Annotated in this window: 13 protein-coding genes; 3 read left to right on the top strand and 10 right to left on the bottom strand. The window is 61.8% G+C overall.

The genetic code is table 11. From position 1 onward, the window contains the following. The first annotated feature begins 78 nt into the window (after positions 1 to 78). Both yfcG and CYR32_RS12290 read left to right on the top strand, forming a co-directional pair. The gene (yfcG, locus tag CYR32_RS12295) at positions 79 to 702 is read left to right on the top strand and encodes a GSH-dependent disulfide bond oxidoreductase (RefSeq protein WP_101824748.1); all 624 of its coding nucleotides are present in this window, start codon (positions 79 to 81) and stop codon (positions 700 to 702) included. Positions 703 to 843: 141 nt separating this feature from the next. Continuing rightward, positions 844 to 1743 carry a TIGR01777 family oxidoreductase gene (locus CYR32_RS12290; RefSeq protein ID WP_101824746.1) on the top strand — a complete coding sequence of 300 codons (900 nt, stop codon included), beginning with the start codon at positions 844 to 846 and terminating at the stop codon, positions 1741 to 1743. A 3-nt stretch (positions 1744 to 1746) separates the two neighbouring features. Here CYR32_RS12290 and CYR32_RS12285 read toward each other — a convergent pair whose 3' ends face one another. Then, a complete protein-coding gene (locus CYR32_RS12285; RefSeq protein WP_101824744.1) occupies positions 1747 to 3342 on the bottom strand; it encodes an ABC transporter substrate-binding protein in 1596 nt (531 codons plus the stop codon). A gap of 134 nt (positions 3343 to 3476) precedes the next feature. On the opposite strand from CYR32_RS12285, the gene pepT reads away from it, so the two are divergent. Beyond that, a complete protein-coding gene (gene pepT, locus CYR32_RS12280; RefSeq protein ID WP_101824835.1) occupies positions 3477 to 4709 on the top strand; it encodes a peptidase T in 1233 nt (410 codons plus the stop codon). A 27-nt stretch (positions 4710 to 4736) separates the two neighbouring features. On the opposite strand, the gene hisP is transcribed toward pepT, so the two are convergent. From hisP to folC, 9 genes are all read right to left on the bottom strand, one after another. Beyond that, positions 4737 to 5510: a histidine ABC transporter ATP-binding protein HisP gene (hisP, locus tag CYR32_RS12275; RefSeq protein WP_101824742.1), complete on the bottom strand. Its 774-nt coding sequence runs from the start codon at positions 5508 to 5510 to the stop codon at positions 4737 to 4739. A gap of 28 nt (positions 5511 to 5538) precedes the next feature. Continuing rightward, positions 5539 to 6255 carry an ABC transporter permease gene (locus tag CYR32_RS12270; protein WP_101824741.1) on the bottom strand — a complete coding sequence of 239 codons (717 nt, stop codon included), beginning with the start codon at positions 6253 to 6255 and terminating at the stop codon, positions 5539 to 5541. Then, positions 6252 to 6938 carry a histidine ABC transporter permease HisQ gene (locus CYR32_RS12265; RefSeq protein ID WP_101824739.1) on the bottom strand — a complete coding sequence of 229 codons (687 nt, stop codon included), beginning with the start codon at positions 6936 to 6938 and terminating at the stop codon, positions 6252 to 6254. Before CYR32_RS12265 ends, CYR32_RS12270 begins: the two co-directional genes overlap by 4 nt. A 64-nt stretch (positions 6939 to 7002) precedes the next feature. Continuing rightward, complete coding sequence (locus tag CYR32_RS12260; RefSeq protein WP_101824737.1) at positions 7003 to 7782, bottom strand: lysine/arginine/ornithine ABC transporter substrate-binding protein; 780 nt, start codon at positions 7780 to 7782, stop codon at positions 7003 to 7005. Between the two features lie 280 nt (positions 7783 to 8062). Then, the gene (locus tag CYR32_RS12255) at positions 8063 to 8635 is read right to left on the bottom strand and encodes a UbiX family flavin prenyltransferase (RefSeq protein ID WP_101824734.1); all 573 of its coding nucleotides are present in this window, start codon (positions 8633 to 8635) and stop codon (positions 8063 to 8065) included. 112 nt (positions 8636 to 8747) lie between these two features. Then, the gene (gene purF / locus CYR32_RS12250) at positions 8748 to 10265 is read right to left on the bottom strand and encodes an amidophosphoribosyltransferase (protein WP_101824732.1); all 1518 of its coding nucleotides are present in this window, start codon (positions 10263 to 10265) and stop codon (positions 8748 to 8750) included. A 30-nt stretch (positions 10266 to 10295) separates the two neighbouring features. Next, positions 10296 to 10787: a colicin V production protein gene (gene cvpA, locus CYR32_RS12245; RefSeq protein ID WP_101824730.1), complete on the bottom strand. Its 492-nt coding sequence runs from the start codon at positions 10785 to 10787 to the stop codon at positions 10296 to 10298. A gap of 217 nt (positions 10788 to 11004) precedes the next feature. Then, entirely contained in the window at positions 11005 to 11730 is a 726-nt protein-coding gene (gene dedD / locus CYR32_RS12240) for a cell division protein DedD (protein ID WP_101824728.1), read from the bottom strand. Further along, positions 11720 to 13021 carry a bifunctional tetrahydrofolate synthase/dihydrofolate synthase gene (gene folC, locus CYR32_RS12235; protein WP_101824726.1) on the bottom strand — a complete coding sequence of 434 codons (1302 nt, stop codon included), beginning with the start codon at positions 13019 to 13021 and terminating at the stop codon, positions 11720 to 11722. The genes dedD and folC overlap by 11 nt, the downstream gene beginning before the upstream one ends. Positions 13022 to 13064 lie beyond the last annotated feature (43 nt).

Below are 13064 nucleotides of genomic sequence, written 5' to 3'. Positions count from 1 at the left end.
ATCCTAGCCAGGTTGTTTCGGATAACGGGCCAGCGTGCCCGTGTAATGACTTACAGATCACCTAACGCAGGAGGCACTATGATTGACCTGTATTACGCCGCTACCCCGAACGGACATAAAATCACGCTTTTCCTTGAAGAAACCGGCTTGCCCTACCGCCTTCACCCCATCGACATCAGCGCCGGGGACCAGTTTACCCCCGAGTTTCTGGCGATTTCGCCCAATAACAAAATCCCGGCGATTGTGGATACCCAGCCCATTGACGGCGGTGCACCGGTCAGTATTTTTGAGTCCGGCGCGATTCTGCTCTACCTGGCGGAGAAAACCGGCAAGCTGCTGAGCCAGGAGCTGCGCGAGCGTGCCTCGGCCTTGCAGTGGCTGTTCTGGCAGGTGGGTGGTTTCGGGCCGATGCTGGGCCAGAACCACTACTTCACCCACTCTGCGCCGCAGCCGGTGCCTTACGCCATTGAGCGCTACCAGACCGAAACCAAACGCCTGTATGGCGTGCTCAATACCCAGCTGGAGAAGAAGCCCTATCTGGCCGGGGATCACTACAGCATTGCCGACATCGCCACCTACCCGTGGGTCGTCTCCCACGAGCGCCAGCGCATCGACCTGGCGGACTTCCCCGCGGTGCGCAACTGGTTTGAGCGCATCAAGGCGCGCCCGGCCACCCTCAAAGCCTACCAGCTGGCGCACTGACGCCCGGCGGCTCCCCGGCGCGGGGCCGCGCATTGTGCCCCACCCTGTTGATTCCGGTGAAAATAACGGCCACGTCGCAGGACGGCGGCCGCCTATCGCCTATGCTAAGAAGAGCCTTCACTGCCTTAACGGGAATCGATTATGCGAGTGCTGATAACCGGCGCAACCGGCCTGATTGGCCGCCATCTGGTGGCGCAACTTCTGGCCCACCATCAGGTCACGGTGCTGACGCGCAATGCCGCGCGCGCCCGGGCCATTCTGGGGAGCGATATCACCTGCTGGACGACGCTCACTGACCAGCGCACGCTGGACGGCATCGATGCAGTGGTCAATCTGGCCGGGGAGCCGATTGCTGACCGCCGCTGGAGCCGCGAACAGAAGCGCCGCCTGTGCGACAGCCGCTGGCAACTGACCAGCCGGCTGGCGGCGCTGTTCAAGGCCAGCGCCGTGCCGCCGTCGGTGTTTATCTCCGGCTCTGCCACCGGCTATTACGGTGACCAGGGCGAGGCGGTGGTCACCGAGGAGGAGGTGCCGCACGACGAATTCACCCACCAGCTCTGCGCGCGCTGGGAAGAACTGGCGCTGACGGCAGAAAGCCCGCAGACGCGCGTCTGCCTGCTGCGCACCGGCATGGTGCTGGCCCCCCACGGCGGCGCGCTGGCGAAGATGGTGCCGCCGTTCCGGCTCGGGCTGGGCGGGCCGTTCGGCCACGGCCGCCAGTACCTGCCGTGGATCCATCTGGATGATATGGTGGCCGGTATTCTCTATCTGCTGGCGCACGCTGAGCTGCGCGGTGCCTTCAATATGGTCGCGCCCTACCCGGTGCACAATGACAAATTCGCCGCGACGCTGGCCGAGGTGCTGCACCGCCCGGCCTTTGTGCGCGTGCCCGCCTTCGCGGTGCGGCTGCTGATGGGCGAGGCGTCAGTGCTGGTGCTCACCGGCCAGCGCGCCATCCCGAAACGGCTGGAGGCGGCCGGTTTCCACTTCCGCTTTGCCGACCTGGAAGAGGCGCTGCGTAACGTGCTGGCGCGCCGTTAGCCCTTACTCCTTCAGCGAGACATAGCGGAAAATGTGCTTGCCAAAGGGGTCGATCTGGTAATTCACCACCTCTTTGCGCACCGGCTCGAAAATGGTCGAATGCGCAATCATCAGCGCCGGTACCTGCTCATGCATCATCACCTGTGCCTGCTGGTACATGGCGGTGCGCTGGGCCTGGTCATTGGTGGCGCGCGCCGCGGTGATCAGCTTATCGAACGGCGGGTAGCACCACTGGGAGGAGTTGGAGCCGCCGTTGGCTGAGGCGCAGCTGTAGAGCGGGCCGAAGAAGTTATCCGGGTCGGCGTTGGCGGTGGTCCAGCCCATCAGCGCCGTCTGGTGTTCGCCACGCTTCACCCGTTGCAGGTATTCGCCCCACTCATAGGTGACAATGGTCGCTTTCACGCCGATTTTCGCCCAGTCCGCCTGGATCATCTCTGCCATCCGGCGGGCATTGGGGTTATAGGGGCGCTGCACCGGCATCGCCCACAGGTCAATGGCGAAGCCCTGCCCCAGCCCCGCCTCCGCCAGCAGCTTTTTCGCCTGCGCCGGGTCGTAGGGGTAGTCCTGCACCGCGGTGTTGGCGCTCCAGACGCCGGGCGGCAGCAGGTTTTTCGCCGGCTGGCCGGTGCCGTTAAACACCGCTTCCATGATCGCCGGTTTGTTCACCGCCAGCGCCAGCGCCTGGCGCACCTTGAGCTGGTCCAACGGCGGCTTTTTCACGTTAAACGCCAGGAAACCGATGTTCAGCCCCGGTTTCTCCATCAGCGTGAGATCGGGGTTGGCCCGCATCCGCGGCAGGTCGGCCGGGTTGGGGAACGGCATCACCTGGCACTCATTCTTCTCCAGCTTGGCATAGCGCACCGCCGCATCCGGGGTGATGGTGAACACCAGCCGGTCGAGCTTCGGCTTGCCCTCCCAGTAGTGGTCAAACGCCTTATAGAGGATGCGGGAATCTTTCTGGTATTGCACCAGCTGGAACGGCCCGGTGCCTACCGGCTGGGTATCCACTTTTTCCGGCGTACCCGCTTTCAGCATCTGGTCGGCATACTCTTTGGAGAGAATTGAGGCGAAATACATGCCGAGATCCGCCAGGAACGGCGCTTCCGCGTGCGCCAGCGTAAACCGCACGGTGTGCTCATCCGGCTTGTCGATGGCGGTAATCAGCGTGCCGAGCGCCATGCTGTCAAAGTTGGCGTAAACCCCGCCGGAAACGTTATGGTAAGGGTTGGCCGGGTCTTTCTGCCGCATAAACGAAAAGATCACATCGTCAGCGTTGAAATTGCGCGTCGGGGTGAAATGTTTGGTGGTCTGGAATTTCACATCTTTACGCAAATGGAAGGTGTACACTTTGCCGTCAGGGCTGATGTCCCACCGCTCGGCGAGGCTCGGCTCCAGCGTGGTACCGCCGACCTTGAAGTCCACCAGGCGGTTGTAAATCGTCACTGAGGTGGCATCCACCGTGGTGCCGGAGGTGGTGAGCTGCGGGTTAAAGCTTTCCGGCGCGCCTTCGGAGCAGAACACCAGCGTCTGCGCCGGGGCCTGGGTGGCCACACCGGCCGCCAGCAGCGCAATCAGTAAGCTTACTCTGTTTTTTTTCATTGTTTTTTCCTTGCCTGAGGTAAAGGATAAATAACGTGAATGCAGCCCGAAAACAGATTACCATTCCTGCGATGTTTCTTAACAAAATTGTTATATATGAAAAACTTATGAACACTGACTCCCGGGGAATCACCATGCATAACGCGCTTGCCGACCAGCTGACTGAACGTTTTTTCCGCTATCTGGCGATCACCACCCAGAGCGATGCGGCCGCCACCACCTTGCCGAGCACCCCCGGCCAGCATGAGCTGGCGGCGCTGCTGGCAGAGGAGCTGCGCCAGCTCGGCCTGCAACAGGTGGTGGTGGATGAGCACGCCACCGTCACCGCCGTGAAACCGGGTAACCAGCCGGGCGCGCCGCGCATCGGCTTTATCACCCATATCGACACGGTAGACGTCGGCCTGTCACCGCATATCCATCCGCAAATCCTCACCTTCGAGGGGGACGATCTCTGCCTCAATGCTGAAAAAGATATCTGGCTGCGGGTCAACGATCACCCGGAAATCGCCGCTTATCAAGGCCAGCCGATCATCTTCAGCGACGGCACCAGCGTGCTGGGCGCGGACAACAAAGCCGCGGTCACGGTGGTGATGACGCTGCTGGCCAACCTGACGCCGGAGACGCCGCACGGTGACATCGTGGTGGCGTTTGTGCCGGACGAAGAGATCGGCCTGCGCGGTGCGAAAGCGCTGGATCTGGCGCGCTTTGACGTCGATTTTGCCTACACCATCGACTGCTGCGAACAGGGCGAGGTGGTCTATGAGAACTTCAACGCCGCCGGGGTGGAACTGAGCTTTACCGGCATCCCGGCGCACCCGATGTCTGCCAAAGGAGTGCTGATCAACCCGCTCTTGATGGCCCACGACTTTATCAGCCATTTCGACCGCAACGAAACCCCGGAGCACACCGAGGGGCGCGAGGGCTACACCTGGTTCCAGGAGATGAGCGCCAACGCCAACGTCGCGCACCTGAAAGCGGCGATCCGTGACTTTGACGCCGACAGCTTCCTGCGCCGCAAACAGCGGATTGGCGACGTGGCCGAGATCATCGCCCGCCGCTACCCGCGTGCCAAAGTGGAGTTCAAAATCAGCGACGTCTACAGCAACATCGCCAACGCGATCGGTGAGGATCGCCGGGCGATCGACCTGATCTTCGCCGCCATGAACGAGATCGGCGTGGAGCCGAAAGTGATCCCGATGCGCGGCGGCACCGACGGCGCGGCGCTGTCAGCCAAAGGGCTGCTGACGCCGAACTATTTCACCGGCGCGCATAACTTCCATTCACGCTTTGAGTTCCTGCCGATCGGTGCCTTTGTGAAATCCTATGAGATGACGCTGGCACTCTGCCAACTGGCGGCCCGGCAGTAAGCCCTGACCTGCCGCCGCCGCGGCAGGTTACTTCAGCGCGCCCGACAGGAACTGCCGCAGGCGCGCGCTTTTCGGGTTGCCGAACAGTTCCGCCGGCGGCCCCTGCTCTTCAATCACCCCCTGATGCAAAAAGATCACCTGGCTGGAGACGTGGCGCGCAAACTCCATCTCGTGCGTCACCACCACCATGGTTTTCCCCTCTTCCGCCAGCTTCTGCATAATGCGCAGCACTTCGCCCACCAGCTCCGGGTCAAGGGCAGAGGTCGGCTCATCAAACAGCAGCACCTCCGGTTCCATCGCCAGCGCACGCGCAATCGACACCCGCTGCTGCTGGCCGCCGGAGAGGTTGACCGGGTATTTGGCCCGCGCCCGCTCATCGATACCGACTTTGTCGAGGTAACGGATCGCCCGCTCACGCGCCTCGGCTTTGCTCAGGCCCAGCACCTGAACCGGCGCTTCCATCACGTTCTCCAGCACCGTCATGTGGCTCCAGAGGTTAAAGTGCTGGAACACCATCGTGAGTTTGGTGCGCAGCAGCTGGAGCTGTTTCTTGTCAAACACCTTCAGCTGGCCGTCGTTGTCCCGCACCATGCGGATGTCCTGATTATTGACGCTGATCGACCCTTCACTCGGTTTTTCCAGGAAGTTGATGCAGCGCAGAAAGGTACTTTTGCCGGAGCCGGACGAGCCGATGATGGTAATCACATCCCCGGCGTCAGCGTAGAGCGACACCCCTTTCAGCACCTCATGGTCGCCGTAGCGTTTGTGCAGTTCGGTCACCGCCAGTTTATTGTCTGCCATGCTTTCTATTCCGTAAAAAAGTGATCGGTCAGTGCGCGCGCTGCGGCCTGACGTGGGCCAGCCAGCGCCGCTCCGCCTGCCGGAACAGGCCGATCAGCACAAACGAGATCGCCAGGTAGATCACCGCCGCAATGCCGAAGGCGTAAAACGGCTGGTAGGTGGCGGCGTTGATGTCGCGGGCGATTTTTAAGATGTCCGGCACGGTGGCGGTAAACGCCAGCGCCGTGGAGTGCAGCATCAGGATCACCTCATTGCTGTAGGCGGGCAGCGCGGTGCGCAGCGCCGACGGCAGAATGATGCAGCGGTAGAGCTTGAAACGCGAAAAACCGTAGGCGTTGGCCGCCTCAATCTCCCCGTGCGGCACGGCGCGGATCGCCCCGGCGAAAATCTCCGTGGTATAGGCGCAGGTGTTCAGCGTCAGCGCCAGGATGGTGCAGTTCAGGCCACTGCGGAAAAAGGTGTTGAGAAACTCGGTGCCGCGCACTATGTCCAGGCTGTACATGCCGGAGTAGAACACCAGCAGCTGCACATAGAGCGGCGTGCCGCGGAACACATAGGTATAGAACCAGATGGGCAGGCTGACCCAGCGCAGCGGTGAGACCCGCCCCACTGCCATCGGGATCGCCAGCAGGCCACCCATCACCACCGACGAAATCAGCAGCCACAGGGTCACGGCCAGCCCGGTAAGGCGGTAGCCGTCGCTCCAGAGCAGCGACATGCCGTACTGTTGCAGAATCTCGATCATAGCTCGGCCCTCTTCACGCCCAGCGAGTAACGCCGCGTCAGCCACCAGAGCACGCCATTGGAGAGCGTGGTGAGAATCAGGTAGATCGCCCCGGCCACCATAGCGAAGAAGAACGGCTGATAGGTGCCTTTGCCCGCCAGCTGGGTCGCCTTGACCAGATCATTCAGCCCCAGCAGCGACACCAGCGCGGTGGCTTTCAAAATCACCTGCCAGTTATTGCCGATGCCCGGCAGCGCGAAGCGCATCATTGCCGGGAAGAGAATACGGCGGAAAATCTGCGTGCCGCTGAACCCGTAGGCGGTGGCCGCCTCAATCTGCCCGCGCGGCACCGCCATAAAGGCTCCGCGGAAAGTCTCGGTGAAATAGGCACCGTAGATAAAGCCGAGAGTAATAATGCCCGCCGTCAGCGGGTCGATGTCGATCTGCGCCAGCCCGGCCAGCTCAGTGACGCTGTTCAGGGCTATCTGCAACCCGTAGAAGATCAGCAGCATCAGCACCAGATCGGGCACCCCGCGGATAAGCGTGGTGTAGGCGTTGAAAAAGCCGCGCAGCAGCGGGGAGTGGGAGAGCTTGCCGCCCGCGCCGGCCAGCCCGATGACCACGGCCAGCAGCACGGACGAGAGCGCCAGTTCCAGCGTCACCCACGCCCCCTGTAAAATCAGTTGGGAATAGCCGTCAAGCATGGCGGTGTCTCTGTATCACGGAAGCAACGCAGGGGCAGACGCCCCTGCGGGAACGGAGCGGGCATCAGCCGCCGTAGACGTCAAAATCAAAGTACTCTTTGGCGAATTTGTCGTAGGTGCCGTCTTTGCGCATCTCTGCAAACGCCTTGTTCAGCGCCTCACGCAGCTCGGTCTCATCTTTGCGCAGCCCCATGCCGGTGCCGACACCGAAGAAGGTGTCATCTTTTACTGCTTCCCCGGCGAACGCGTAATTCCTGCCCACCGGCTGTTTCAGGAAGCCTTCGCTGCCCGCGACTTCATCCTGGAAGGCGGCATCGATGCGCCCGGAGTCGAGGTCGGCGTAGATTAAGTCCTGGTTCTGGTAGGCCACCACGTCGATGCCTTTCGGCTGCCACATCGCATTGGCGTAGGCTTCCTGGGTGGAGCCCTGCAGCACGCCCACGCGTTTACCGCGCAGCGCTTCAAGGGTCGGCAGAATCGGCGAGCCTTTTTTCGCAATCAGGCGCGCATTGGCGGCGTAGAGTTTGTCTGTGAAAGCGATCTCTTTCTGGCGTTTTTCGGTGATCGACAGAGACGAGATAATGGCATCAATTTTCTTGGCTTTCAGGGAGGGGATCAGCGCATCAAAGTCGCTCTCCACAAAGGTGCATTTCGCCTCAATGCGTTTGCACAGCTCTTTGGCCAGATCGATATCAAACCCCACCAACTGGCCGCTGGCATTTTTTGATTCAAACGGGGCGTAGGTAGGATCGGTGCCGATACGGATATCTTTCGGTACTGCGGCAAAACTGTGTGCTGCCGCGAACGCCAATACCAGGGGAAGGACTTTGACCAGCTTATTCATAGATTACCCTCAAATTATTTTCCGATGCCGGACCCAGCATTTCTTTGGGTTTTATGCAGTTTCCATGCCGTTTATGCAGGCGCGCCCGGTATGCCGGAAAAGTGCCGGAAACGCACCGGAGATCGCGACATAAGTCCAATTTACGGGAGAGCAACAGCCGGGAACCGGCACGCCCCGGCAGGCTGCCGGGCGGTATGCACCACGATTGACCACGCCTGGGTCAATTATGGTGCATCAGGAAAAGTGTGAACCGTTATAGGGCAATCTATGTCACAAATCTTTAACGTGCGCCCTGCCAGCGCTCAAACAGATCGTCAGGTAATTCAATGCCAAACTGATCCAGTACGCGGTTTACCGTCTGGTCGACGATCTCCTGCACAGTTTCGGGTCGGTGATAGAAGGCGGGTACCGGCGGCATAATCACCGCGCCCAGCTCAGCGGCCTGGGTCATCAGGCGCAGGTGGCCGAGGTGCAGCGGCGTCTCCCGCACACAGAGCACCAGCGTGCGCCGCTCTTTCAGCACCACGTCCGCCGCGCGCGTCACCAGGCTGTCGGTGAAACTGTTCACAATGCCGGAGAGGGTTTTGATGGAGCACGGCAGAATCACCATCCCGGCGGTTTTGAACGAGCCGGAGGAGATGCTGGCCGCGATGTCACGCGCATCGTGGACCACATCGGCCAGCGCCTGCACGTCCCGCAGGGCGTAGTCGGTCTCCAGCGCCAGCGTCTGGCGGGCGGCATTGCTCATCACCAGATGGGTTTCCACCCCCTCGACCTCACGCAAAACCTGCAACAGGCGCACGCCATAGACAGCGCCGCTGGCACCGGAGATGCCAATGATGAGACGTTTCATGCTCTTACCTCGGAAGTGATCGCGCCGGGCAACCGTCCGCCGCCTAAAAAAAACAGGGCCAGGCAAGCCTGGCCCTTTCAGCAGGGTATGGTAACCAAAGCGGGCCGGATTATCAGCCCTCGTTATGCATTTCCAGATTTTCCACTTCCTGCTGGCCGCGCAGCGCTTTGGCATCGTCGTTGCGCAGCGCCTCCAGGTGCTCCAGATAGCCCTGGTCCACATCTTTGGTGACGTAGATACCGTCAAACACAGAGCACTCAAACTGCTCAATGTCCGGGTTGTCTTCGCGCACCGCGTCGATCAGGTCGTTCAAATCCTGGAAGATCAGCGCGTCCGCGCCGATAAGCTGGGTGATCTCACTCACCTCACGGCCGTGGGCGATCAGCTCGTTGACGCTCGGCATGTCGATGCCGTAGACGTTCGGGAAGCGGATCTCCGGGGCAGCCGAGGCGAGGTAAACGCGCTTGGCACCGGCGTCACGCGCCATCTCCACGATCTGCTCCGAGGTGGTGCCGCGCACGATGGAGTCATCCACCAGCAGCACGTTTTTGTCCCGGAACTCGGCGCGGTTGGCGTTCAGCTTGCGGCGCACGGACTGGCGGCGCGCCTGCTGGCCCGGCATGATGAAGGTACGGCCGACGTAGCGGTTCTTCACAAAGCCCTGGCGGTACGGCTTGTTCAGGATACGGGCGATCTCCAGCGCGATGTCGTTGGAGGTTTCCGGGATCGGGATCACCACGTCGATGTCCAGATCTTCCCATTCGCGGGCAATCTTGTTGCCGAGCTTCTCGCCCATGCGCACGCGGGCGCTGTAGACGGAGATCTTGTCGATGAAGGAGTCCGGGCGCGCGAAGTAGACATACTCGAACAGGCACGGGTGGCACGACGGGTTCTCCGCGCACTGGCGGGTGAAGAGCTGCCCTTTGGCGGTGATATAGACCGCCTCGCCCGGTGCCACGTCGCGCAGGAACTCGAAGCCCAGCGTGTCCAGCGCCACGCTCTCGGAGGCGACCATATACTCATTGCGGCCGTCCGGCAGGGTACGCTTGCCGATCACCAGCGGGCGGATGCCGTGCGGGTCACGGAACGCCACCAGCCCGTGGCCGATGATCATCGCCACGCAGGCGTAAGCCCCGCGGATCTGCCGGTTCATCGCGGCAATCGCGGCGAAAATGTTCTCCGCTTCCAGCGGGTAGTGCTGGAAACGGTCCAGTTCGCTGGCGAAGATATTCAGCAGAATTTCGGAGTCGGAGGTGGTGTTCACATGGCGACGCGCCCCTTCGAACAGCTTGCTGCGCAGCTCGTGGGCGTTGGTCAGGTTACCGTTGTGCGCCAGGGTGATACCAAACGGCGAGTTGACGTAAAAAGGCTGCGCTTCAGACGCACTGGAACTGCCGGCGGTCGGGTAGCGGACATGGCCGATGCCCATGTTACCCTGCAGGCGTTGCATGTGCCGGGCTTCAAACACATCCTTCACCAGGCCGTTGGCTTTACGCAGACGGAAGCCGTTGTTGGCATCAATGGTGATGATGCCTGCGGCATCCTGCCCACGGTGCTGGAGCACCGTTAACGCGTCATAAATCGACTGGTTGACCGGCATAAAACCGGCGATCCCGACAATACCGCACATGTTGTCTTTTCCTCATCAGCGCTGCCGCAGTTAGAGATGCTGCGGCAAGAAACTCGACGTGCTCTGCAGGTAGCTGAAAAACCACCTGATGATATAGCTGAACTGCGGAATCAACTGAGACTGTTTCCAGTCAGCACTCTGTGAAAAGCCGGTGAAGGTATCCAGAAAAAACAGGATAGCGGCGACAATCAACACACCGCGCAGCGCGCCGAAACACACGCCCAGTACCCGGTCTGTACCTGACAGCCCGGTACGCTCCACCAGCGAGCCAATCACATAGTTAACAACGGCACCTACGAGCAACGTCGCGATAAATAAGATGCCGATTGCGATTCCGTTCCGGACCAGTTCCTCTTGAAAACGGGTGAAGTAGATAGCAAGGTAGGGATAGTAATGACTGGCCACAAAAAACGCGCATCCCCAGGTAACCAGTGACAACGCTTCGCGGACAAATCCCCGGATCAGGCTGACCAGAGCCGAAAACCCAATAATTGCAATGATGACGAAATCGATCCAGACCATGGTTATCCCAATGATGATCCGCCCCGCATCCAATTCGCGGCGAATTCTAACAGAAAAAGAAAACGTTTGCGTAGGGGAAATCCGGCCCCATCGCAAATAATTAACACAGCTTAAAAAAACATCAACGCAGGCAGAAACATAGTGCACTGCCCTGCCCGCATGCGCCCCTGAAATAAGAAACGGGGCGCCTTCCGGCACCCCGTCTGCATGGCCGGATCTAGCGCCCGGCGCTGTAGGCCCGTACCTGGCCGCTCAGCCCGCTGATTTGGTTCATCTCCGGCAGGGCGGACTGAAGCTTCTGCTTCGAGGCGTCCGGCCCGACAAAGATGCGGGTGATCTGCCCCTGCACCGGCGTGGACGGCACGGTGTAGGCGCGGTAACCCGAAAGGCGCAGGCTGGCGACAATCTCATTCACTTTGGCGGCGTTTTTCAACGCGCCGAGCTGAACGATATAGGCCTGCCCGGCCGGAGCGGTGTCAGTGGGCTGCGGCTTGGTTTCCGGTTTCGGCTGCGGCTTCTCAACCGGTTTCGGTTCCGGTTTTGGCTCTGCCTTCGGCTTCTCCACCGGTTTCACCGGCTTCGGCTCGGCGGGTTTCGGTGCCACCTTCTCCGGCTGAACAGGTTTGGTGGTGGTCACCGGCGGCGCGGTAACCGGCGCGCGCTGCTCCGGTGCCTCTGCCGTAGTGCCCGGCCCGGCCGCCGGCTGGCTGGCGGCCCCCACGGCCTGCCCGGCACCTTCCGGCGGCTGGGCGGGCAGTGACTGGGTCACCGGCGGCACGGCGTCATTCTCCTGGCTGTCACCTGCTTTCGGTACCAGCGGAATGGCCGCAAACTCATCCTCATAGTGCTTCTTTTTGCCGTCGAGCAGGCCCGGCAGCACAATCACCCCGACCGCCACCAGGATCACGGTGCCGACCAGGCGGTTCTGAAACTTACTTGCCACTGCTGTTCCCTGCCTCTCGTGCTTCCATGACATGTGCCACGGTATGGAATGACCCGCAAACGATCACAATGTCCTGATCGTCCGCGTCCTGCATCGCCTGTTGCCAGGCTGTGCCGACATCCGCAAACAGCTGCGGGGCGGCCAGGTGTTCCGCCAGTTGCTCTGCGGTGGCCCCGCGCGGCCCTTCCAGCGGCGCGCAATACCACACGTCTACCTGCGGCACCAGGCAGGCCAGCGTCCCGGCGATGTCTTTGTCTGACAGCATCCCCACCACGGCGCGCACCCGGCTGCCCGGTTGGCGCGGCAGAGCGGCCAGCCGCTGCGCCAGATAGGCCGCCGCATGCGGGTTGTGCGCGACGTCCAGAATCAGCCGCGGGGACTCACTCACCGTCTGGAAGCGCCCCGGCAGCATCGCCTGTTGCAGCCCGATGCGGATCGCCTGGTCATCCACCGTCAGGGCCGGCACCGCCACCGTCAGCGCAGGCAGGCCGTAGTGCAGCGCCGCCAGCGCCGTGGCGGCGTTGTCGAGCGGCACCTGCGGCAGCGGCAGGTCAGCCAGCACCCGGCCGCCCGCCTGCCACTGCCAGTTGGCGGCCCCCACGCTGAAGTGCCAGTCAGCGCCGCGCGCATGGAGCGCCGCGCCGCGGTCGTGGGCCACTTCGGCGATGGTGTACGGCATCGCAGGTTCCCCGACCACCGCCGGGCGGCCCGGCCGGAAGATCCCCGCTTTCTCGCGGCCGATGCTTTCGCGGTCCGGCCCCAGCCAGTCAGTGTGGTCGAGGGCGATGCTGGTGATCACCCCGACGTCGGCGTCCACGATGTTGGTGGCGTCCAGCCGCCCGCCCAGCCCCACTTCCAGGATCACCACATCCAGCGCCGCCTGGGTGAACAGGTGCAGTGCGGAGAGGGTGCTGTATTCGAAATAGGTCAGGGAGATGTCGCCGCGCCCGGCCTCAAGCTGGGCAAAGGAGGCGCAGTGCGCTGCTTCCGGCAGCTCCTGACCCTGAATGCGCACCCGCTCGGTGTAGCGCACCAGATGCGGTGAACTGTAGACGCCCACGCGGTAACCGGCGGCCAGCAGGATCGCTTCCAGCGTGCGGCAGGTGGTGCCTTTGCCGTTGGTCCCGGCGACGGTAAACACAAAGGGGGCGGGTCTGAGCAGGGAGAGGCGTTCCGCGACGCGTTTGACGCGGTCCAGGCCGAGGTCAATCGCCTGAGAGTGAAGGTGTTCGAGATAATGAAGCCACGTGGCCAGGGGCGACGTGGCGTGGGGAGTGCGTTGAGTTTGCATGTGTCCCGTTCGCTTGCTTACGCTGCGTGTGGCGCAACGTTAG

The organism is Chimaeribacter coloradensis (assembly GCF_002858715.1).
Taxonomy (GTDB): Bacteria; Pseudomonadota; Gammaproteobacteria; order Enterobacterales; family Enterobacteriaceae; genus Chimaeribacter; species Chimaeribacter coloradensis.
Note: the sequence above shows the minus strand (reverse complement) of the source record. Positions and strands in the feature narration are given on the sequence as shown.

Bases quoted from the DNA above. Each gene is read 5' to 3' on its own strand.
- CYR32_RS12270 (WP_101824741.1), bottom strand. From the start codon at position 6,255: ATGATCGAGATTCTGCAACAGTACGGCATGTCGCTGCTCTGGAGCGAC.
- pepT (WP_101824835.1), top strand. From the start codon at position 3,477: ATGCATAACGCGCTTGCCGACCAGCTGACTGAACGTTTTTTCCGCTAT.
- cvpA (WP_101824730.1), bottom strand. From the start codon at position 10,787: ATGGTCTGGATCGATTTCGTCATCATTGCAATTATTGGGTTTTCGGCT.
- hisP (WP_101824742.1), bottom strand. From the start codon at position 5,510: ATGGCAGACAATAAACTGGCGGTGACCGAACTGCACAAACGCTACGGC.
- folC (WP_101824726.1), bottom strand. From the start codon at position 13,021: ATGCAAACTCAACGCACTCCCCACGCCACGTCGCCCCTGGCCACGTGG.
- CYR32_RS12255 (WP_101824734.1), bottom strand. From the start codon at position 8,635: ATGAAACGTCTCATCATTGGCATCTCCGGTGCCAGCGGCGCTGTCTAT.
- CYR32_RS12285 (WP_101824744.1), bottom strand. From the start codon at position 3,342: ATGAAAAAAAACAGAGTAAGCTTACTGATTGCGCTGCTGGCGGCCGGT.
- yfcG (WP_101824748.1), top strand. From the start codon at position 79: ATGATTGACCTGTATTACGCCGCTACCCCGAACGGACATAAAATCACG.
- CYR32_RS12290 (WP_101824746.1), top strand. From the start codon at position 844: ATGCGAGTGCTGATAACCGGCGCAACCGGCCTGATTGGCCGCCATCTG.
- CYR32_RS12265 (WP_101824739.1), bottom strand. From the start codon at position 6,938: ATGCTTGACGGCTATTCCCAACTGATTTTACAGGGGGCGTGGGTGACG.
- CYR32_RS12260 (WP_101824737.1), bottom strand. From the start codon at position 7,782: ATGAATAAGCTGGTCAAAGTCCTTCCCCTGGTATTGGCGTTCGCGGCA.
- purF (WP_101824732.1), bottom strand. From the start codon at position 10,265: ATGTGCGGTATTGTCGGGATCGCCGGTTTTATGCCGGTCAACCAGTCG.